The organism is Embleya australiensis, assembly GCF_051903075.1.
GTDB lineage: Bacteria > Actinomycetota > Actinomycetes > Streptomycetales > Streptomycetaceae > Embleya.
This window is the reverse complement of sequence record NZ_CP182422.1, coordinates 1,202,612-1,222,956: the sequence shown is the minus strand read 5'-3', so window position 1 is coordinate 1,222,956 and position 20,345 is coordinate 1,202,612. Positions and strand designations below refer to the sequence as shown.

14 protein-coding genes are annotated in these 20,345 nt (G+C 72.4%); 8 read left to right on the top strand and 6 right to left on the bottom strand.

The genetic code is table 11. From position 1 onward, the window contains the following. Nucleotides 1–89 precede the first annotated feature (89 nt). The 3 genes from ACMXN5_RS05000 (at nucleotide 90) to ACMXN5_RS04990 (ending at nucleotide 1,695) form a co-directional block, all read left to right on the top strand. Entirely contained in the window at nucleotides 90–629 is a 540-nt protein-coding gene (locus ACMXN5_RS05000; RefSeq protein ID WP_379998036.1) for a TetR/AcrR family transcriptional regulator, read from the top strand. Next, nucleotides 626–1,114 (top strand): DUF5360 family protein, encoded by a 489-nt coding sequence (locus ACMXN5_RS04995; RefSeq protein ID WP_439674181.1) that lies wholly within the window; start codon nucleotides 626–628, stop codon nucleotides 1,112–1,114. Before ACMXN5_RS05000 ends, ACMXN5_RS04995 begins: the two co-directional genes overlap by 4 nt. A 98-nt stretch (nucleotides 1,115–1,212) precedes the next feature. After that, complete coding sequence (locus tag ACMXN5_RS04990) at nucleotides 1,213–1,695, top strand: peroxiredoxin (protein ID WP_439674180.1); 483 nt, start codon at nucleotides 1,213–1,215, stop codon at nucleotides 1,693–1,695. Between the two features lie 21 nt (nucleotides 1,696–1,716). On the opposite strand, the gene ACMXN5_RS04985 is transcribed toward ACMXN5_RS04990, so the two are convergent. Further along, nucleotides 1,717–2,652, bottom strand: a complete 936-nt coding sequence (locus ACMXN5_RS04985; protein WP_439674179.1) for a S1 family peptidase — start codon at nucleotides 2,650–2,652, stop codon at nucleotides 1,717–1,719. A 257-nt stretch (nucleotides 2,653–2,909) separates the two neighbouring features. On the opposite strand from ACMXN5_RS04985, the gene ACMXN5_RS04980 reads away from it, so the two are divergent. Together ACMXN5_RS04980 and fes are read left to right on the top strand one after the other, a co-directional pair. Continuing rightward, on the top strand, nucleotides 2,910–3,932 hold the full coding sequence (locus ACMXN5_RS04980) for an ABC transporter substrate-binding protein (RefSeq protein WP_439674178.1): 1,023 nt from the start codon (nucleotides 2,910–2,912) through the stop codon (nucleotides 3,930–3,932). A 145-nt stretch (nucleotides 3,933–4,077) separates the two neighbouring features. Further along, nucleotides 4,078–5,295: an enterochelin esterase gene (fes, locus tag ACMXN5_RS04975; protein ID WP_439674177.1), complete on the top strand. Its 1,218-nt coding sequence runs from the start codon at nucleotides 4,078–4,080 to the stop codon at nucleotides 5,293–5,295. On the opposite strand, the gene ACMXN5_RS04970 is transcribed toward fes, so the two are convergent. The 3 genes from ACMXN5_RS04970 to ACMXN5_RS04960 form a co-directional block, all read right to left on the bottom strand. Further along, entirely contained in the window at nucleotides 5,281–6,714 is a 1,434-nt protein-coding gene (locus ACMXN5_RS04970) for a DHA2 family efflux MFS transporter permease subunit (protein ID WP_439677948.1), read from the bottom strand. The genes fes and ACMXN5_RS04970 overlap by 15 nt on opposite strands. A gap of 62 nt (nucleotides 6,715–6,776) precedes the next feature. After that, on the bottom strand, nucleotides 6,777–6,992 hold the full coding sequence (locus ACMXN5_RS04965; protein WP_439674176.1) for an MbtH family protein: 216 nt from the start codon (nucleotides 6,990–6,992) through the stop codon (nucleotides 6,777–6,779). Beyond that, on the bottom strand, nucleotides 6,979–14,328 hold the full coding sequence (locus tag ACMXN5_RS04960) for an amino acid adenylation domain-containing protein (RefSeq protein ID WP_439674175.1): 7,350 nt from the start codon (nucleotides 14,326–14,328) through the stop codon (nucleotides 6,979–6,981). Before ACMXN5_RS04960 ends, ACMXN5_RS04965 begins: the two co-directional genes overlap by 14 nt. A gap of 177 nt (nucleotides 14,329–14,505) precedes the next feature. On the opposite strand from ACMXN5_RS04960, the gene ACMXN5_RS04955 reads away from it, so the two are divergent. Together ACMXN5_RS04955 and ACMXN5_RS04950 are read left to right on the top strand one after the other, a co-directional pair. Next, entirely contained in the window at nucleotides 14,506–14,643 is a 138-nt protein-coding gene (locus ACMXN5_RS04955) for a hypothetical protein (protein WP_439674174.1), read from the top strand. Beyond that, entirely contained in the window at nucleotides 14,640–15,806 is a 1,167-nt protein-coding gene (locus ACMXN5_RS04950; protein WP_439674173.1) for a M20 family metallopeptidase, read from the top strand. Before ACMXN5_RS04955 ends, ACMXN5_RS04950 begins: the two co-directional genes overlap by 4 nt. A 97-nt stretch (nucleotides 15,807–15,903) precedes the next feature. On the opposite strand, the gene secA2 is transcribed toward ACMXN5_RS04950, so the two are convergent. Continuing rightward, nucleotides 15,904–18,264, bottom strand: a complete 2,361-nt coding sequence (gene secA2, locus ACMXN5_RS04945) for an accessory Sec system translocase SecA2 (RefSeq protein ID WP_439674172.1) — start codon at nucleotides 18,262–18,264, stop codon at nucleotides 15,904–15,906. 451 nt (nucleotides 18,265–18,715) lie between these two features. On the opposite strand from secA2, the gene ACMXN5_RS04940 reads away from it, so the two are divergent. Continuing rightward, nucleotides 18,716–19,135 carry an SRPBCC family protein gene (locus ACMXN5_RS04940; RefSeq protein WP_439674171.1) on the top strand — a complete coding sequence of 140 codons (420 nt, stop codon included), beginning with the start codon at nucleotides 18,716–18,718 and terminating at the stop codon, nucleotides 19,133–19,135. Between the two features lie 141 nt (nucleotides 19,136–19,276). Here ACMXN5_RS04940 and ACMXN5_RS04935 read toward each other — a convergent pair whose 3' ends face one another. After that, nucleotides 19,277–20,212, bottom strand: a complete 936-nt coding sequence (locus ACMXN5_RS04935; protein WP_439674170.1) for a SigB/SigF/SigG family RNA polymerase sigma factor — start codon at nucleotides 20,210–20,212, stop codon at nucleotides 19,277–19,279. Nucleotides 20,213–20,345: the final 133 nt, after the last annotated feature.

Sequence of the window (20,345 nt, the reverse complement as noted above, 5' to 3'; positions counted from 1 at the left end):
TCGGCGCGGCGGCTGCTACGGTGGCTCCCGACCGTCCGGACGGTCCGGAGGGTTCGAGTGGGTTTTCACACGGGGACGGGGGCGTGCCGATGCGTGATCGGCTGTTGGACGCGGTGGAACGGATATTGGTTCGGGACGGCGTGGAGTCGGTGCGGCTGGACGCGGTGGCCCGGGAGGCCGGGGTCAGCAAGGGCGGGTTGCTGCACCACTTCCCGAGCAAGCAGGACCTGGTGCGCGGGGTGGTCGAGCGGCTGGCCGACCGGTTCGAGGCCGCGCTGCCCGAACCCGGCGCGCCGCCCGGGGCGTTCACGCTGGCCTGGTTGCGGGCGAGCATCCCGGCCGAGTCGCCGACCGGCGATCGCAGCGGCGCCGACCAGGTCCCGCTCGCGCTGCTCGCCGCGGCGGGCGGGCCGGACGTCCTGGCCGCGCTGCGCGCCCGCTACGCCCACTGGCAACTCCGGCTCGCCGACGACGGTCTGGAGCCGGCCGTGGCCGATCTGGTTCGGATGGCCGTGGACGGCTGGTGGGCCGCGCGGCTGTTGGATCTGGGCGTGCCGCACGACGACGCGCACACCCGACTGCGGGCGCTGCTGGTCGAGTTGATCCGTACCCGAGGCGGCGCCGAGTGAGCGCGGGGCTGGGCGCGTGTGTGCGCGAACTGCTCCCGGGCGGCGCGGGCCGTGTCGTGTCCCGGGTGCGGACCGTCGACGTGATGTGCTTCACCCGGGTCTCGATGGCCGTCGCCGACGTGGGCTTCCTGCTCTACTGGACGGTCACCCTCCTCGCGCTGCTCCCGGCCGAGTACGCGTACAAGGACTATGCCGATCCGGTGATGAGCGACTGGAACTACTCGTTCGTGCCGCTCGACGTCGCCGCCGCGGTGACCGGGCTCGCCGCGCTGCGCATGGGGCGGCGGATCGCACCGGACCGGGTGCATGCGCTGCTGCCGATCTCGCTGGTGCTGACCGCCGTCGCCGGCCTCCAGGCGGTGGCGTTCTGGACCCTGCGCGGCGACTTCGCGATCGAGTGGTGGTTGCCCAACCTGTTCCTGCTGCTGTTCCCGCTGCCCGCGCTCGCCCGGCTCGTGCGGCGTACGACGATCGCCCGGCCCTGACCGGGGCGGGTAACGTCACCACCCGGAACACTTCGCGTTCCGCGCCCGAGGGCGGCTTTCCGGCCCGGACGTCCGACCCCTGCGAGGAAGCCCACCACGTGTCCAAGACCCCCGACATCGGCGCCCCGGCACCGGACTTCACCCTCGACGCGGTACGCCTGACCGACGGCGAGGCGATCCGCGAACCGCTCACCCTGTCGGCGCAACGCGGCCGTCCGGTGGTGCTCGCCTTCTACCCCGGCGACGACACCGCGGTGTGTACGAAGCAACTGTGCTCGTACTCCTCGGGTTTCGAACAGTTCACCGATCTCGACGCGGTGGTCTGGGGGATCAGCCCGCAGGGACTCGACAGCCACGAGCGTTTCGCCCGCAAACACGGTCTGCGGATGCCGCTGCTCGCCGACACCGGGCATCGGGCCGTCGAGTCCTACGGCATCGGCATGGGCGGCAAGGCGCTGCGCCGGGCGGTGTTCATCGTGGACGCCCAGGGTGTGCTGCGCTGGAAGCACGTGGCGCTGGTCGGACTCACCTACCGGGGAGTCGACACGCTGACGGCCCAACTGAGGTTGCTCGACGCCTGAGTTGGGCCATGGCGCTCGGTTTCAGAAGTTCAGCGGTTGTACGAAGGTCGGCGCCCCCTCGGTCGGCCCGCCGCTGATCAGGGCCACCCCCGTGGAGCCGGTGTGGACCGGGCCGCCGGAGTCGCCGGCGGCACCGGACTGGGTGCTGCGGGCCAGGCCGGTGACCGGGCCCTCGGGATAGTTGACGGTGACGTCGACGGCGTCGATGGTGCCGCAGCGGGTGCCGCTGGACGCGCCGGTGCCGCAGACCCGGTCGTCGAGGCGGGGGCGGCCGAAGGCGGTGATCGGGGTGGTGGCGTCGCCGTCGAGGATGTCGGGGGTCAGGGTGACACCGTCCGCGCCGGGGACGACCGCCCAGTCGGCGCCGGGGAAGCGGGAGTCGCCGACGGTGCCGATGAGGGTGCCGGTGCCGTCGTACCAGGTGGCCGCGTCGCGGGCGCAATGGCCCGCTGTCGTGGTGATGTTCGGGCGGTAGTCGTTGAAGCCCGCAGTGCAGATGTAGACCGTGCCGGTGAGGCCGCTGTACAGGGCGCTGCCGCCGTGGAAGCCGGCTGCCGGCCGCGGCGTCGCCCCGCCCGCCGGTGCCCGGGCCACGCGTGGGCGCATCGGGGTGTCCACCTCGGTGATCTCGACCAGCGCGGGGACCAGGCGGGCGGCGGTCATGAAGGCGGCGGTGAGCGGGTCGGCGGCGCCGCGCAGGATGGCCAGGGTCAGCGTGCAGCGGCGCTGGTCGACGTACCAGTACTGGCCGGCGCCGGCCCGGCCGTCGAGCGCGAGCGCGTCGAGGCGGCCGTGCAGCGCGCGCAGTCGGTCGAGCCGGTCGGTGAGGCAACCGGCGTCGGCCGGGTCGGCGCCGGCCGGGGTGGTGAGCGAGGTGAGCACGAGGACGACCGCCGCGGCCATCGCCCCCGTCGACCGCGTCACCGTGCTCCGCGTGGTCCGCGTGGTCCGCTTCATGCGGAAGACCGTACGGATCACGCCCGGTTCGGGCCGGCGAAACCGCGCCGAGGTCACCCGATCGGGCGCCCCATGCCCGCTTGGGAGCGTGGGCATGGGGCGATTCCGCATTCCGGTGGCGCGTCGATCCGCGCGGGCGGATGTGTTCGCCGGCCCGGACCACCTTGCGCCGCATGCGGAAGGTAAGGCTAACCTAAGTGGCGTCCTGGGGGTGCTGCCGTGTTCGCCCCCGTCCTTTCTCGCGCCCGGAGCCCCACATGACCACTTCTCTTCGCCCGCTCGCGACCGCCCGGCGGCGCGCGGTTCGGTTGCTCGCCGTGGCGGGGGCGGCCGGTCTGCTGCTCACCGGATGCGGATCCGACTCCGAGTCCGATGCGAAGTCCGACTCGAAGTCCGCCGCGAGCCAGGGCGGCAGCGGCGACGCGGCCGGCGGCACCCGAACGGTCAAGGACGCCACCGGTACCACCGTCCAGGTGCCGGCCAACCCCAAGCGCGTCGTGGTGCTCACCCAGGAGGACCTGGACGCGGTGCTCGCGCTCGGTGTCAAGCCGGTCGGCATCACCAACGGCCAGGGCCTGGACAAGCCGCCCGCCTACCTGGCCGACAAGGTCAAGGGCATAGAGGTGATCGGCAACCTGCTCCAACCGGTGATGGACAAGGTGATCGCGGCCAAGCCCGACCTGATCCTGGCCGGCGACATGCAGGACACGCAGATGCTCGGCCAGTTGCGCAAGATCACCCCGGCGACGCTGGTGACCATGGCGCCCACCGACGATTGGAAGTTGTCCTTCCGCGGCGTCGGCAACGCGGTCAACAAGCTGGAGCAGGCGAACAAGGTGATCACCGACTACGAGGCCAAGGCCAGGAAGACCGGGGAGGACCTGACCGCGAACAAGGGCGCCGCGGTGAGCATCGTGCGCTGGAACCCGAACGGCCCGAGCTGGATGGAGAAGCGCCAGTTCGCCGGCGGGGTGGCGCTGGACATGGGCCTGACCCGGCCGAAGGCGCAGGACAAGGACGGCAACGCGCACACGCCCGCGCTGAGCCTGGAGAAGATCTCCGAGATCGACGGCGACTGGCTCTTCCTCGGCACGCTCACGGCGGACGGCGCGAGTGCGCTCAAGGAGGTACAGAGCAAGCCGGCGTACAAGGAGTTGAACGCCGTGCAGAAGAACCACGTGGTCACGGTGGACGGTTCGGTGTGGTCCACGCGCGGCGGGCCGCTGGCGGCCGACGTGGTGCTCGGCGACATCGCGAAGGCGCTGTCGGCGACTTCCTGAGCACGGGTCGGGTGAGCCGGGCTCGGTGATTCCGGGCCCGAGGCCCCGGGCTTGAGGCCCCGGGCTTGAGGAGCCCGGCCCGACCGGCTCGGGGCCGACTGTTTGTGATTCGACTGTTCTCGACCCGCGGAAGGCGACCGGCACCATGGACACTCCGATCCTGCACGCGCTGAGCCGGGCGGTCGACGCCGGACGCGCCGACGCCTGCGCCGAGTTCTGGGCCCGGGTCGAGGCGGTCGGCGCCCCGCTGGTCGAGCCGGATCCGGACGATCCCGGACAGCGGTTGGTCACGTTCGTGTGGCGTGACGACCCGGCCGGGCCCACCGGCGACGTGCTGGCGCTGCTGCACACCTTCACGGATCGGGACCGGCACGCGGGCGATCTGACGCCGCATCTGCTGCGTCGGGTGCCGGGGACGGACGTACGGGCGATCACGCACCGGCTGCCGGCCGGGTTGCGCGCGTCGTACCAGTTCTTCGTCGGCACCGGCTCGCGGGCCGAGACGCTGCGTACGGATCGGGCGGCCTGGCTGGGCGTGTTGGACGCCGCGGTGCCCGATCCGTACAACCACGCACCCACCCTGGCCGCCAGGGACGGCCGCAACCCGTCCTCGGTCCTGGCGCTGCCGGACGCCCCCGCGCAGCCGTGGGCGCGGCGTCGGCCGGGGATCCCGCGCGGCCCGCGCGAGGACACCACGGTCGACGGCCGGCGGGTGAGTGTGCTGCTGCCACCCGCCATGGGACAACAACCCTGCCGGGTCGTGGTGTTGTTGGACGGGGAGGTGTGGGGGTCGGTGCTCGCGATCGGCGACACCCTCGACAACCTGCACGCCGACGGCCGCATCCCGCCGACGGTTACGCTGCTCGTGGACACGATGGGGCGGGAGCGGCGGATGGCCGATCTCACCTGTAGCGAACCGTTCGTGGACTGGCTCGCCGACGTGTTGTTGCCGTGGGCGGGCGAACGATACGGCGTGAGCGCGGATCCGGCGCGCACCGTACTGGCCGGGCAGAGCGCGGGCGGGCTGACCGCCGCGTTCGGGGCGTTCCATCGGCCGGACCGCTTCGGCAACGCGCTGTCCCAGTCCGGGGCGTTCTGGTGGCCCGATCCGGACGAGAGCAACGACGGGCCGGAGTGGTTGACCCGGCGGTTCGCGGCGACCGAGCGGCTGCCGATCCGGTTCCACGTCGAGGTGGGCCTGCTCGAATGGATGCTCGTGGCCGAGAACCGGCGGCTGCGTGACGTGCTGCGCGAGCGCGGATACCCGCTCACCTACGTCGAGTTCGACGGCGGCCACGACTACGCCTGCTGGCGCGGCGGGCTCGCCGTCGGACTCGTCGGACTGCTGTCAGCCGGCGGCTGACGCGCCGGTGGGCGCGGCCGGCTCGCCCTGGGCTGCGGCCGGTTCCGCGTCGTCCGGCTCGTCGTCGAACGGCGGCGGTTCAGGCGCCTCGCGCGGCAGCCGCAGGGCGAACAGCGCGCCGAGGGCGACCAGTCCGGCCGTGACCCAGATCGCGGCCCGATACGGCCCCGGCGCGCTCGCGTCGTGTCCGTTCGCGCCGCCGGCCTCGATCACCGCCGCGCCGGCCGCGATGCCCAGCGAGCCGCCGAGCGTGCGCACGATGGTGAACAGGGCCATGGCATGTCCCATGTCCGGTGGTTCGATCCCGCCGAACCCGGCGATCTGTACCGTCAGCACCGCCGTGCCCAGGACCAGTCCGACGCAGAACATCAACACCCGTACCGCCCAGGCGTGATCGGCCACCCCCGGCAGCGCGAGCGCGCCGAACACCAGGGCGGCCAGGACCAGCGCGGGAGTGGTCAGCCGGCGCGGGCCCAGTCGGGGCAGCAGGCGGTCCACCACCTGCGAGGCGAACATCAGCCCGACCGCCTCCGGGAACACCCCGAGCCCGGCGTCCAACGCCGAGGCGCCCAGCGCCGCCTGATACAGCAGTGGGAAGACGAACAACACGCCCATCAGCCCCGCCGAGGTGACCAGCGCGAGTGCGGTGGCCGCGCCGAACGCCCGGTCGGACACCAGGCGAAGCCGCAAGAGCGGCTCGGTGGCGCGCAGTTGGTGGGCGATCGCGACCGCGAGCAGGATCAGGCCGAGCAGGCCGGAGACGGCGATGGCGGGCGTGGTCCACCCCTGCGACGGGCCGAACCCGAGCGCGTAGGTGAGCAGTCCGAGGGTGGGCGTGGTGAGCCAGAACCCGGTGCGGTCGAACGGGCCGACCGCACCCGCCCGATGCTCGCGCAGCCCGTACAGGCCGAGCAACACCGCGGCCGTGCCGATCGGCACATTGACCAGGAACAGCCAGTGCCAGGACAGGTGTTCGGTGAGGAACCCGCCCAGCGGCGGGCCGAGTGCCGGCATCAGCGCGGTCGGCACGATCAGCCACTTGGCCAGCCGCATGCGCTCGTGCGGCGCGAACGCCGTGAACAGGATGGTCATCCCGACCGGCGTGAGCAGCCCGCCCGCCAGGCCCTGGACCACCCGGGCCAGGACCAGCGAGACCAGGTTCTGCGACAACCCGCACGCGGCCGAGGCGGCGGTGAACACCGCGAGCGAGCCGAGGAAGACCCGTTTGGTGCCGTGGCGGTCGCTCAGCCGCCCGGCCACCGGCAGCGCGGCCACCAACGCGACCAGGAAGGCGATCTCGACCGTATTGGCCGCCGCCGCCGGGCGATCGAAGTCCTCCGCGATGGTGAGCAGCGCCGGGTTGACGATGGTCGAGTCCAGGCCGTTCATGCACATCGCGGCCGTGTAGACGAGCACCACGATCCAGGCGGACCCCTGCGACGTGGCGGTCCGGGTCGGGCCCTGTTCGGTGGGTTCCGGGTTCACCGTGCGACCGGGCCGAGGTCGGTCCAGTGCGCGGTGATCCAGTCCAGCGCTGCCGGGCGCGGGCACGGCCCGTGTGCGATGGCCCAACCGTCCGGCACGGCGGCGAAGTCCGGCCACAGGGAGTGCTGACCGACGTCGTTCACCAGCACCAGGAACTCGCCGTCCTCGTCGTCGAACGGGTTTGTCGCGGTCTCGCGATCACGGCTGCTCATCGGTCTTGCTCTCCAATGCGGTCAGGCGGTCGGCGACCACGCGGGCGATGTGCGCGATCGGGCCGGGCAGGGTCATGTCCTTGTGCGAGCAGGCCACGTCGGTGTTGTCGATCCGACCGCTCACGTACGGGGTCCAGGTGTCGGGGGTCAGCGTGTCGTCGATGGTGTCGACGGTGGCCCGGAAGAAGAGCACATCGCCCCGGAAGACCCGGTGGTCGTAGGCGCGGACGAGGTGATTGGTGTTCAGGTAGATGTCGCCCAGCGCCTCGATCGTGGCCGGTTCCAGACCGGCCAGCGGGCTGCCCTCGCGGCGCAACACCTCGATCACCGGGCCGAGTTCGAGCGGTGCGCCGGCCAGGCTCTCCGGTCCGTAGCCGCCCATCGTGAGCAGCGCCTCCAGCGCCTCGGCCCGGTCCGGGACGGGCAGTTCGCGAAAACCCTCGGCCGGATAGGCGTCCAGGATCGCGAGCAGTTCGACCGGCAGGCCCAGGTCCTGGAGCCGGGTGGCCATCGCGTGCGCGATGATCCCGCCGGTGGACCAGCCGAGGAGTCGGTACGGCCCGCTCGGGTCCACCTCGCGCAGGCGGTCCACGTAGTGCGCGGCCAACTCCTCCAGCGTGGCGGGCAGCGGCTTGTCGGCGGTCGCCGCACCGACCCCCTGTGCCTGGAGGCCGTGGATCGGCACGTCGGCCGGCAGACGGCGGATCAGGCCCGCGTAGCACCACGACAGCCCGCCCGCCGGATGTACGCAGAACAGCGGCGTACGATCGCCGGGAGCGGCCGGGCGCAGCGGCAGCAGTACGTCCAGCGCGTCGGTGCGGTCGGTGGCCTCCAGGGCGGCGTCCAGGCCCGCGGCGGTGGGTGCCTGGAAGACGGTGCCGATGCCGATGTCGACGCCGAGCGCGGCCTTGATCCGACCGGCCAGGCGTACCGCGAGCAGCGAATGGCCGCCCAGGTCGAAGAAGTTGTCGTCGACGCCGACGCGGGGCACGCCCAGGACCTCGGCGAGCAGCGTGCAGACCAACTCCTCGCGTGGCCCGCGCGGTGCCCGCCCGGTGGTGGTGGTCGGGGTGTACTCCGGGCGGGGGAGCGCCTTGCGGTCGAGTTTGCCGTTCGCGGTCAGCGGCAGGCGGTCGAGCACGACCACGGCCGACGGGACCATGTGCACGGGCAGCGTCGCGGCGGCGTGTTCGCGCAGCGCGGGTCCGTCGGGGGCCGGCTTCGCGGGCGGTTCGGCACCGGGTTCGAGCGCCGGTTCGGGGGTGGGTTCGGCGGTGGGTTCGGCGACCACGTAGCCGACCAGGCGTTTGTCCCCCGGGGTGTCCTCGCGCAGGATCACCGCCGCGTCGGCGACCGCCGGGTGTGCCGCCAACACCGCCTCGATCTCGCCGAGTTCGACCCGGAAGCCGCGAATCTTCACCTGCTGGTCGGCGCGCCCGAGGTAGTCGAGCGTGCCGTCCGCGCGGCGACCGGCCAGGTCGCCGGAGCGGTACATCCGGGTGCCGCGCTCGCCGAACCGGGCCGCGTGTGGGTCGGCGACGAAGCGCTCGGCGGTGAGCGCGTGCCGACCCAGGTAGCCCCGGGCCAGGCCCTCGCCCGCGACGTACATCTCGCCGGTCACCCCGGGCGGCACGGGCTGGAGGTACCGGTCCAGGACGTAGACGCGCAGGTCGGGGATGTTCACCCCGATCGTGCTCGCCGTGCCGGCGGCGGCCGAGGCGCGATCCAGCGGATGGTAGGACACGTGCACGGTCGTCTCGGTGATCCCGTACATGTTCACCAAGCGCGGCGCGTCGTCGGCGTGCCGTTCGTACCAGTCGGCGAGCCGGGCCGGCTCCAGCGCCTCGCCGCCGAACACCACATAGCGCAGCACCAGTTCGCGGCCGGGGCGCTCCCGGTCGGCGGCCACCGCCTGATGGAAGGCGGACGGCGTCTGGTTGAGCACGGTGACCTTTTCGCGGGCGAGCAGGTCCAGGAAGGCGGCCGGGTCCCGGCTGATCGTGTGCGGCACCACCACCAATCGGCCGCCGAACAGCAGGGCGCCCCACAACTCCCAGACGGAGAAGTCGAACGCGTAGGAGTGGAACAGGGTCCACACGTCGTCCGGGCCGAAGCCGAACCAGTGGTCGGTCGCGGTGAACAGGCGGGCCACGTTGTGGTGGGTGACCGGCACACCCTTGGGCCGGCCGGTGGATCCTGAGGTGTAGATGACGTAGGCCGGGTCCGACGGGCGCAGCGGGCGTTTGCGCTGGGCCTGGGTCAGGTCGAAGCCCGGGTGGGCGTCGGCCTCGTGGCCGTCCACGTGGATTCGGGGCAACTCGTGGGCGGGTAGGCGGGGTGCGGTCGCGGTGTCGGTGAGCAGCGCGGCGGGGCGGGCGTCGTCGAGCATGTAGGCCAGCCGGTCGGCCGGGTAGTCGGGGTCCAGTGGCAGGTAGGCGGCGCCCGCCTTGGCCACCGCGAGCAGTGCGACGACCAGGTCGAGCGAGCGGGGCAGGGCGAGCGCGACGATGTCGCCGGGGCCGATGTCGCGCGCCACCAGGAGCCGGGCCAGGCGGTTGGCCCGGGAGGAGAGTTCGGCGTAACTCAGGGACAGGCCCTCGCAGTCGACCGCGGTCCGCGTGAAGTGCTCCGCCGCGACGCGCTCGTAGCGGGCGACCAGGGTGGTCGAGGAGGTGGCGGTCGCGGTGGGGCCGACGTTCCATTCGACCAGTGCGCGGTGCCGTTCGGCGTCGTCGAGCAGCGGCAGTCGGTCGATCGGGGTGTCGGGTGCGGCGACGGCGGCGCTCAGCAGCGCGGCGAGCCGGCGGGACAGGCCCAGCGCGGTGGTCCGGTCGAACAGATCGGTGCGGAACTCCAGGAAACCGCCCAGGCCCAGGCCGGGTTGCTCGCCCACGTTCAGGGTCAGGTCGAACTTCGCGGTGCCGGTGGGCGTGGCCACCATGCGTGCGCGCAGCGGGCCGAGCGCGAACTCGGCGTCGGGGCGCGACTGCCACGCGATCATCACCTGGAACAGCGGGTGCCGGGCCAACGATCGGGGCGGATTGAGTTCGTCGACGACCCGGTCGAAGGGCAGGTCGGCGTGGTCGTAGGCGGCCAGCGTCGTGGTGCGGACCCGGTCGAGCAGGGTGCGGAAATCGGGGGAGCCGGAGGTGTCGGTGCGCAGGACCAGGGTGTTGACGAAGAACCCGACCAGGTCGGCGGTGGCGTCGTCGTCGCGGCCCGCCACCGGGGTGCCGAGCGGGATGTCGGTACCGCAGCCGTGCCGGGTGAGCAGCGCGGCGAACGCGGCCTGGACGGCCATGAACACACTCGTCCCGCTTGCCCTGGCCAACTCGACCAGGCCGGTGTGCGTGGTGGCGTCGAGCCGGAATGGCACGGTGTCGCCCGCCGTCGAGGCGATCCGGGGCCGGGGTCGGTCGGTGGGCAGCGCCAGTTCGTCGGGCAGCCCGGCCAGCGTCCGGCGCCAGAAGTCGAGTTGCCGCCGGGCGAGGGGGGTCGGATCGTCGGGGTCGCCGAGCAGCCGGGCCTGCCACGCGACATGGTCCGAGAAGCACACCGGCAGCGGCGCGAGATCGGGCGTGCGACCGGCCACGCGCGCGGTGTACGCGGCGGCCAGGTCACGGGCGAGCGGGGTGGTGGAGGCGCCGTCGCCGGCTATGTGGTGCAGCAGCAGAACCAGGGTGTGGGTGGTGCGGTCGGCGGTGAACAGCGTGACGCGCAGCGGTGTTTCGACGGCGAGGTCGAAGGGGTGGCGCACGGCGGCGGCGAGTTCGGTGGCGGAGGCCGCGATGTGCAGGGTGGGACGGGCCTGATCGGGACTCAGGATGTGCTGGTACGGCGTGTCCTCGGCGGCCGGGTGCACGGTGCGCAGCGTCTCGTGCCGCCCGACCAGGTCGGCCAGCGCGAGGTCGAGCGCGGCGCGGTCCAGCGGTCCGGTCAGGGTCAGCACCAGCGGGATGTTGTAGGTGGGGCTGGGCCCTTCGAGCCGGTACATGAACCACAAGCGCCGCTGCGCCGGGGACAGCGGCAGCCGGTCGGTGTCGCGCGGGATGGGGGCGAGCGCGGGACGCGGCTCGGGACGGGCGCCGGCGCGGGCCAGTTCGGCCAGGCCCGCCGGGGTCGGCCGACGGAAGACGTCGGCGAGGCCGATCGGGGACCGGAAGCTCTCCCGGGCCCGGGCGGCCAACCGCGCGGCGAGCAGGGAGTGGCCGCCCAGTTCGAAGAAGTCCGCGTTGCGGTCGGGTTGTTCGGGCAGCGCCAGGACGGCCGCGAACAGATCGCACAGGATCTCCTCGTGCAGTCCGCGCGGGCCCTCGCGCAGACCCGGCGCGGTCGGTGCGGGCTCCGGCAGCGCGCGCTGGTCGATCTTGTCGTTGGCGGTGCGCGGGAGCGCGGGCAGCACCTGGATCGCCGCCGGCACCATGTGCTCGGGCAGGACGTCGGCCAGGTGCGCGCGCAGCGTCTCGGGCGCGGGGGAGCGGCCGGCGACGGGCACCGCGTAGCCGAGCAGGCGTTTGCCGTGCGCGCCCTCGCGGGCGATCACCACCGCCTGGGCGACATCGGGGTGGGCGGCCAACACCGCCTGGATTTCGCCCGGTTCGATGCGGAAGCCGCGGATCTTGACCTGCTCGTCGGCGCGCCCGAGCAGTTCGAGGGTGCCGTCGACGCGGCGGCGGGCGAGGTCGCCGGTGCGGTACATCCGGGCGCCCGGGTCGCCGTGCGCGGCGCCGAACGGGTCGGCGACGAAGCGCTCCGCGGTCAGGTCGGGCCGGCCCAGGTAGCCGCGGGCCAGGCAGGCGCCCGCGATGTGCAGTTCGCCGGTGACGCCGACCGGGGTCGGCCGCAGCGCGCCGTCCAGGACGTAGGCGCGCGAGCCGCGCACCGGCCGGCCGACGCCGTCCGCGCCCCAGAAGTAGGCGTCGACGGTGGTCTCGGTCGGCCCGTACAGGTTCAGCGGCCGGCTGCCGGGGGTGGCCGCCAACCGGCGCCACAGCGGCTCGGGCACACTCTCGCCGCCCACCACCAGGATCGCCGGGTGGTGCCGGTCGGGGTCCAACAGGCCGTCGGCGAGCAGGGCTTCGGCGTAGGTGGGGGTGACGTCCAGGTAGTCGAGGCGGTGTTCGCGCACGTAGGCGATCAGCGCGCCGGGGTCGCGGTAGGTCGCGTCGTCGAGCAGGTGCAGTTCGTGGCCGTGCACCATCCACAGGACCGGGTCCCACGACGCGTCGAACGCGAACGACGCGCTGTGGCCGATCCGCAGCCGCTCCCGGCCGGTGCGCTCGACGGCGGGCGCGATGTGGTCGGTACCGTGTCCGGCGTACAGGTTGGAGAGCGAGGCGTGGGTGACCGCGACGCCCTTGGGCCGGCCGGTCGAGCCGGAGGTGTGGATCACGTACGCGGTCTGCTCGGGGCGCGGCGGCCGCGGGGGCCGGTCCGGGTGCGCGGCGAGCCGGGCGCGGGTGTCGGGGTGGTCCAGGACCAGGGCGCGGATGTCGTGCGCGGGCAGGGCCGCGAGGGTATCGGCGGTGCCGATCAGGCACCCGGGCCGGGTGTCCGCCAACACGTCGGTGATCCGCCGGGCGGGGTGGCCCAGGTCGAGGAACTGGCAGACGCCGCCCGCCTTGAGCACCGCGAGTAGCGCGACGGCGGTGTCGGCGCCGCGGTGCAGGGCGACGGCGACCGGGACCTCGGCGGTGACACCGGCCGCGATCAACTCGTGCGCGAGCCGGTTGGCGGCCGATTCGAGTTCGGCGAACGTACGCGCGTCGGCGCCGGCGCGGACCGCGATCGTGTCGGGTGTGCGGGCGGCCCGGCGGGAGTACAACTCGGGGAGCGTGGCGTCGACCGGCGGTTCGGCGCGGCCCTCGGTCGCCGCGTGCACCTCGGCGGGGGTGAGCAGGTCGATCCGGCCGATCGGCAGCGCCGGTGCCTCGTGGAGCAGCGTGACCAGGCCGCCGAGGTAGCGCAGCAGGCCGCGTTCGTGCTCGGCCAGGGAGGTCGGGTCGTAGTGGTCGCGGTGTGCGTCCAGGTCGATGCGCAGGCCGCCGGCCGGGGTCGGCACCACGCCCAGGGCCAAGTCGTCGATGGGTCCGGCGGCGAGGTTGTGCACCCGGCCGACCGCGTCGCCGAAGACCAGGTCGCCTTCGAAGGTCTTGATGTTGACCATCGGTCCGTAGAGCGGCTGTTCGCGACCGGCGGCGCCCAACTCGCGCAGCAGGTCTTCCTGGCGGAAGCGCTGGTGGCGGCGTACCGCGCGCAGTTCGAGCACGACCCGGCGCAGCAACTCGGGTGCGGTGTCCCGGGGTTGCACGGCGATGCGCATCGGCAGGATGTTGACCGTCATCGCCGGCGTGCGCAGGGCGGTGACGCTGCGCCGGTTGAGCAGGGGCAGTCCGAGGGTGATCTCCCGCGCCCCGGTGACGCGGTGCAGGTATCCGGCGGTGGCGGCGAGCAGGAGTTCGGCCCAGGTGGCGCGAACGGTGGTCGCGGCCTCGGTGAGGCGGGTGGTGCGGTCGGCGTCGAGTTCGAGGGTGCGGTGCAGGATCTGCGAGCTGGGGGAGGGGGGTTCCGGTTCCGCTTGCTCCGGTTCCGCCTGCGACGGCGGGACCGGCGGCGTGGGTCGGGATTCGGCCAAGGTCACGGATCGGGGTCGGTCCGCGAGATGTTCCAGCCAGAATGCGCGATCGGTGTCGTACGCTTCGCTCGCTCGGTAGTCGGCCTCCTCCGCGACCAATTCGCGCAGGGTGCCGAAGGGGTTGGGGGTGGTCGGGGCATGGGTGGCGAATCCGGTGTACAGCTCGGCCACGCGCCGGCCGATCAGGGTGAGTGCGTACGCGTCCACGGCGATGTGATGGACGCGCCGGTACCACCAGTGGCGGTCGTCGGCGAGCCGGAACAGCGCGTGGGTGACCAACGGACCGGTGGTCGGGTCGATCGGCCGGGCCAGGTCGGCGCGCAGCCACTCCTCGGCCGCCGCCTCCGGGTCGGTGGCGCCGCGCACGTCGATGCGGTGCAGGGGATCCTCGCGGCCGTCGGCGGTGGATCGTACGCCCTGGACCGGGGTTCCGTCCGGGCCGATCGACACCAGCAGGTTCAGCGTCTCGGCCTCGGCGCCCACTTGGCGCAGGGCCCGCGCGAACAGGTCGGCGTCCAGCGGGCCGCGGATCTCGATCCGGTCGGCGGTGTTGTACTCGGGGTCGTCCGGGGCCAGGGCCTGCGCGTAGTGGATGCCGGCCTGGGCGGCGAGGAGGGGCAGCCGCACGGATTCGGGGACTTCGGGGCCGTCCTGACTCGGGTCGGCGTCCGTGACCGTGGGCTGGGCCGGGTAGTGACGCATGGTGTGGGGACTCCCGGAATGCGACGAGGGCAGGCGGAGCGTACCGATCCCCGGCACGCCAAGTTAGGTAAGCCTAAGCTATCTTTCGAATGCTCGACGGGGTGCCCCCGGGAGCGGCGGAACTCGATCAGGCGGAGCTCTCGATCAGGCGGAGCTCCCGAAGGGACGGAGCTCTCGGTGACGTGCGCGACGCGGCTCGCGAAGGAGCTGTCGGTGCGGCTCGCGATGGGGCTCTCGGTGCGGTTCCGGACGCTGCTCTCGAAGCGGCTCTCGATGCAGCTCTCGCTGAAGAACATGAACTGGAGCGGAACATGAGCGTGGCCGACGTGGCGAACCTACCGGCCTCGGACGCCGACCGGGCCGCGATTCGCGATCGAGTCCTGACGAACCGCGACGAGTTGCTCGCGCTTAGTCGACGCATCCATGCCTACCCGGAGCCGGCGTTCGCCGAACACCGGGCCTCCGCTTGGTGCGTGGAACTGCTGCGGGCGCACGGCTACACCGTCACCGCGCCCGCGCACGGCCTGGAGACCGCCTTCGTCGCGACCGTCGGCACGGGGCCGGTGACGGTGGCCATCGCGTGCGAATACGACGCGCTGCCGGGTCTGGGCCACGCGTGCGGACACAACCTGATCGCGGCGGCGGGGGTCGGCGCGGCCCTGGCGCTCGCCCCGGTCGCCGGCCAACTGGGCCTGACCGTTCGGGTGATCGGCACGCCGGCCGAGGAACGTGGTGCGGGCAAGGCGCTGTTGCTGGAGGCGGGCGCGTTCGACGGGGTGGACGCGGCGATGATGGTGCACCCGTGTCCGTTCGAGGTGGCCGAATTCCGCTCCTTCGCGCTCGGCACGCTGTCCGTGGAGTTGCTGGGCACCGCGGCGCACCCGAGCCTGAATCCGCACGAGGGCCGCAGCGCCGCCGACGCGCTGACGGTGGCTCAGGTCGCCCTCGGGCTGCTGGGGCGGCAGTTGCCCGTCGACTGGAGGGTGCACGGGATCACCACGGCGGCGGGCACCGCGCCCAACGTGGTCCCGGAGCGCGCCACGGCGGAGTACGAACTGCGCACCACCGACGCCGCCGACCTGGCCGAACTGCGCACCCGGGTCGAGAACTGCTTCCGCGCGGGCGCACTGGCCATCGGCTGCGAGGTCCGGCTGACCCGCCCCGAGCCGGACTACCTCGACTTCCGCACCGACCCGACCCTGATCGCCCTGTGGCGCGCCAACGCCCGGGAGCTGGGTCGTCCGGAACCCACCACGCGCCCACCCTTCGCCTGCACCGACATGGGCAACGTCTCCCACGTCATCCCCACGATCCACCCGGTCCTCGACATCACGGACGGCACGAGCGCCCCCCACGAACCCGCCTTCGCCGAAGCCGCCATCTCCCCGCAGGCCGACCAGGCCCTCCTGGACGCCGCAATCGCCATGGCCTGGACCGCCGCCGACTACGCAACCCTCCGCCACAACACCCCCCACTGACCCCACGCCGCCGCAGCGGTCGAAAAGGCCCGGAGGGCGCAAGCATGGCTCTTTGTACGCCGTGACGACTCCGGCGGTCGGGTTTCGGGGCGGTTGTTCAGGCGTTGTCGGGTGGGGTGGGGAGGAGTTTTCGGGTGATTGTGGTGAGGAAGGGGTCGCGGAAGGCTTGGAAGGGTTGGTCGTCCACCATGTAGGTCCAGGTGGTGCTGGGGCGGGTGAGGTCGGAGGCTTCCCTGTCGAGGCCGGACTTGGTGATTTTGGCGGTGTCGAGGGCTTCGGCTGCGGTGCGTTGGGCGCGTTGGATCAGGGGGGCGAAGGCTCGCTGGGTTTCGGCGTGGAACGCGTCTATGGGGTTTTGGCGGGCCAGGGCGCGTAGGTGGATGCCCTCGCGGAGGTCGGCGGTGCGGGCCAGGTGGTCGGTCCAGGCGCGGTCGAGGGCGTGGAGGAGGAGTTGGCGGGCGGCTTCGGCCAGGACGGAATCGCCCACCTCTTCGTGGAGTTCGGCCCAGCGGTCCGGGTTGAGGTCGGCCAGGATGACGGACGCCGCGTCGTCGTGCAGGACGTCGTGGCGCAGGGACAGGACCTCCTGGCGTTGCAGGTGGAGTTGTTGGTTGTACATCCATGTGGTGCGGTGGGTGTCGAACAGGACGCCTTCGGCGACTCGTTGGGCCTGTTCGACGTAGCGGCGCACGGCCGCGTCGAGGATGCGGCCGTCGGAATCGACCCGGGCCGCCCGGGGCGGGGGTTCGGTGGTGTGCCGGGTGATGGACTCGTCGTCGAGGCTGGTCAGGAAGACCGAGGTGCCCGGGTCGCCCTGACGGCCGGCTCGGCCGCGCAACTGGTCGTCCAGCCGTCGGGTGTGGTGTCGGCCGACCCCGACCACGAGCAACCCGCCCAGTTCGACGACCCGTTCGTGGTCGGCCTCGTCCGCGCCGCCGAGGCGGATGTCCGTACCGCGCCCCGCCATCTGCGTGGACACCGTGATCGCGCCGATCGCCCCGGCCTCCGCGATGATCGCCGCCTCGCGGCTGTCGTCCCGGGCGTTGAGCACCGCGCACCGCAGGCCCGACTCGTGCAGCGCCGCGCCGATCCGCTCCGACGCGGCGACGTCGCGCGTGCCGATCAGGATCGGTCGGCCCGTGGCGTGGGTGCGCTCGACCAACGCGATCAGCGCCGCGTCCCGGGACTCCTCGTCGTCGTAGAGCCGATCCGGCTCGTCCACCCGCACACAGGGCACGTTCGGCGGCAGGTCTCCCGTCTCCAACCGGTAGAACTCGCGCAGTTGCTCGGCGACGATCACCGCCGTGCCGGTCATCCCGGCCACCGTCGGATAACTCCCGATCAGATCCTGCACGATCAGCTGGTCCAGGACCTCCCCGCGCGGCCCGGCGGTCAGCCCCTCCTTGGCCTCCACCGCCGCGTGCAACCCGTCGGGCCAGCGCTGCCGTTGGGCGATCCGGCCCCGGTTGGCGTCCACGAGTTTGATGCCGCCCTCGCGCACGAGGTAGTCCACGTCCCGGCGCAGCAGCGCCCGCGCGTACAGGGCGACGTTGACCTGGGACAGGCGCGCGTCCATACCCCGCGCGTACAGGTTGTCCACGCCCAACGCCCGCTCCACCTCGGTCACGCCCGTGTCGGTGAGCTGTACGGTCATCGCGTCCGACGCGGCCTCGTAGTGCCGGCCCTCGACCAGGTCCGCCACCACCCGGGCAGCCTCCGCCTCGTCGGACCCCGCGGCCATCCCGCCGGCCAGGACGAGCGGGATCCGGGCCTCGTCGATCAGCACCGCGTCGGCCTCGTCGACGATCGCCACATCCGGTGCGGGCAACACCAGTTCGGTGACATCCGTACGCAACCGGTCGCGCAGCGTGTCGAAGCCGACCTCGGTCACCGGCACGTGCACCACGTCGCGGCCGTAGGCGGCCCGCCGCTCCGTCGGGGTGGATTCCTGGGTCACGTGCGCCACGCGCACGCCGAGCAGGTCGTAGACGGGCCCCATCCACTCGGCGTCGCGACGGGCCAGGTAGTCGTTGACCGACAACACGTGCACCCGGCGGCCCTGGAGCGCGAACCCGGCGGCGGCCAGCGCGCCGACCAGGGTCTTGCCCTCGCCGGTGGCCATCTCCACCACCGTGCCGCGCAACAGGCTCAGTACGCCCAGGAGTTGCACGTCGTAGGCCCGCTCGCCCAGGGCCCGGCGGCCGGCCTCGCGCCCCAGCGCGCACAACTCGACCATGGCGTCGTCGTCCCAGGGTGTGCCCGGAATCCCGGACGCCCGGCCGGCCCGACCGAACCGGCCGCCGGAACGCGCGGCGACCTCCGGTTCGGGCTCCGCGCCGCCGACCCGTACCCGTAGCGTGTGCGCCGCCGCGCGCAGTTCGGCGTCGGACAGATCGCGCAGCGCCGCCTCGCGTTCGGCGGCGCGCCGGACCAGGGGGCGCAGGCCGGTCGGGGTCACGGTTCCGGGTTTGCCCAGGAAACGACGGACGGACCGGGTCAGAGCGCCGGACGAACCCACTGGGCCTCCACTTCCGCGGGGCGGGTGGCGCCCCTGTCGTCGGCAGCCGAGGCGACGGCGACGTCGGTCGGATGCGGTGCGACGCGCGGTCTACCCACCCGCGCCCGCCCGTTCCGTACCGCGCCCCCGCAGCCCGACACACACATCACAACCTCGGCCCCACGTCGCCGGGGATCCGGTCGGTGCGGCCGTTCGGACAACGAAGCGAGATCCACGGCTGTTCCCTGCTCGTGACCCGGATTCCCTGTCCGTGATCGCATACCCCGCAATCCGTGACCCCGATCGACGGTATCCGGCCCGGTGCGACGACCCGGATTCCTTGTGATTCAGTCGTCGCACAGATAATCTCTGCGTGGGTTAAATACTGCCGAGCGAGCGGGGCGGGCACATCATGTGGATTCACGAGCACGCGGTCGAGACCGAGGTCGGCGCCGAGGCGATCTGGAAGGTGCTTCGGGACGTGGACAACTGGGCGTGCTGGGACACCTCGATGGAGGCGGTCGTACTGGAGGGAGCGTTCGAGGTCGGGTCGCACGTCTCGATGACGCCGACCGGGCAGGACCCGATCCGGTCCGTGATCGTCGCCGTCGAGGAGAACGAGCTGTACGCGGACGAAACCGAGTTCGGCGGCGTGCGGCTGCGCTTCAGCCACGCCCTGGAACGGCTCGCGAACGGCGTCGGCACCCGGGTCGTGCACCGCCTGGAGATCACCGGCCCGGACGCCGACCGGGTGGGCCCGGAGCTGGGACCGGCGATCACGGCCGACTTCCCGGAGGCGATGGACGCACTGCTCGGCCGCGCGGCGGCCTGAAACAGTGCCCAGAGCGAACGAGGAGGGCGGGACCGCGAATTCGCGCGGTCCCGCCCCTCGTCGATGCGCTCCGTGCGTGAAGTGGACGAAGTACGCCAACTACGCCAAGTGCGCCAACTGCACGAAGCCTAGAAAATGTGCTCAGTCCGCGAGCAGTTCCGTGCGCAACCGGGTCAGGATTCGGCTGAGCAGGCGCGACACGTGCATCTGGGAGATGCCGAGCCGGGCGCCGATCTGGGCCTGGGTCAGTTCCTGGCCGAACCGCATCGACACGATCTCCCGGTCCCGCTCCGGCAACGCGGCCAGCAGCGGCTTCAGTACGTGCAGGTTCTCCGCGACCTCGTAGCCGGGGTCGACGTAGGACGAGCGGCCGGAGTAGCCGTCGCCCGGACCGTCCTCCGAGGTGGGCGCGTCCAGCGAGGCGGCGGAGTAGCCGGCCGCCGCGGTCAGCCCCTCGGTGACCTCCTCGATGCTGAGGTCCAGGTATTCGGCCAGTTCGGCGGGAGTGGGTTCACGGTCGAATCGACCGGTGAACGCGTCGCGCGCGCGAGCCAGTTCGAGCCGCAACTCCTGAAGGCGCCGCGGCACGTGCACGGCCCAGCTGGTGTCCCGGAAGAAGCGCTTGATCTCACCCGAGATGGTGGGTATCGCGAAGGTGGGGAACTCGGTCCCGAACGAGGCGTCGAATCGGTCGATCGCCTTGATCAGTCCGATGGTGCCGACCTGGACCATCTCCTCGATCGACTCGTGCCGCGAGCGATAGCGGCCGGCCACGAACCGGACCAGGGGGAGATTGAGTTCGATCAGGGTGTTGCGCACGTACTGGTACTCGTGCGTGCCCTCCTCCAACACCCTCAGTCGGTCGAAGAGGACCTTGGACATCGCTCGCGCGTCGCTCGCGGTCGGCTCCGCGTGATCCGGGGAGGCCAAGGTGTCGAAAACCCGGTCGGCGAACTCGTCGGACGTGCCGACCGAGGATTCCGGAGCCGAGGACGCGAGTGCCGGGAATGCGACGGAACGAGCCGTGTGAGCAATCTCCGCGGCGGCTGTGGTCGCGGTCGTCGTGCTCGGGTTCATCGTCTGCCTTCCCCTCTTGTCGTACACGGTGCGTGGGCGCGGTGCATTGTTCCGACGTCCGGGCATACTGCCCCGCCTCTTTCGGCGTACACCCCTTCGCCGCGGATTATTACGATCCGGCCTCGGCCCCACC

Coding starts and splice junctions, on each gene's coding strand:
- ACMXN5_RS05000 (WP_379998036.1), top strand. CDS start 90: ATGCGTGATCGGCTGTTGGACGCGGTGGAACGGATATTGGTTCGGGAC.
- ACMXN5_RS04985 (WP_439674179.1), bottom strand. CDS start 2,652: ATGAAGCGGACCACGCGGACCACGCGGAGCACGGTGACGCGGTCGACG.
- ACMXN5_RS04980 (WP_439674178.1), top strand. CDS start 2,910: ATGACCACTTCTCTTCGCCCGCTCGCGACCGCCCGGCGGCGCGCGGTT.
- fes (WP_439674177.1), top strand. CDS start 4,078: ATGGACACTCCGATCCTGCACGCGCTGAGCCGGGCGGTCGACGCCGGA.
- ACMXN5_RS04965 (WP_439674176.1), bottom strand. CDS start 6,992: ATGAGCAGCCGTGATCGCGAGACCGCGACAAACCCGTTCGACGACGAG.
- ACMXN5_RS04960 (WP_439674175.1), bottom strand. CDS start 14,328: ATGCGTCACTACCCGGCCCAGCCCACGGTCACGGACGCCGACCCGAGT.
- ACMXN5_RS04950 (WP_439674173.1), top strand. CDS start 14,640: ATGAGCGTGGCCGACGTGGCGAACCTACCGGCCTCGGACGCCGACCGG.
- ACMXN5_RS04940 (WP_439674171.1), top strand. CDS start 18,716: ATGTGGATTCACGAGCACGCGGTCGAGACCGAGGTCGGCGCCGAGGCG.
- ACMXN5_RS04935 (WP_439674170.1), bottom strand. CDS start 20,212: ATGAACCCGAGCACGACGACCGCGACCACAGCCGCCGCGGAGATTGCT.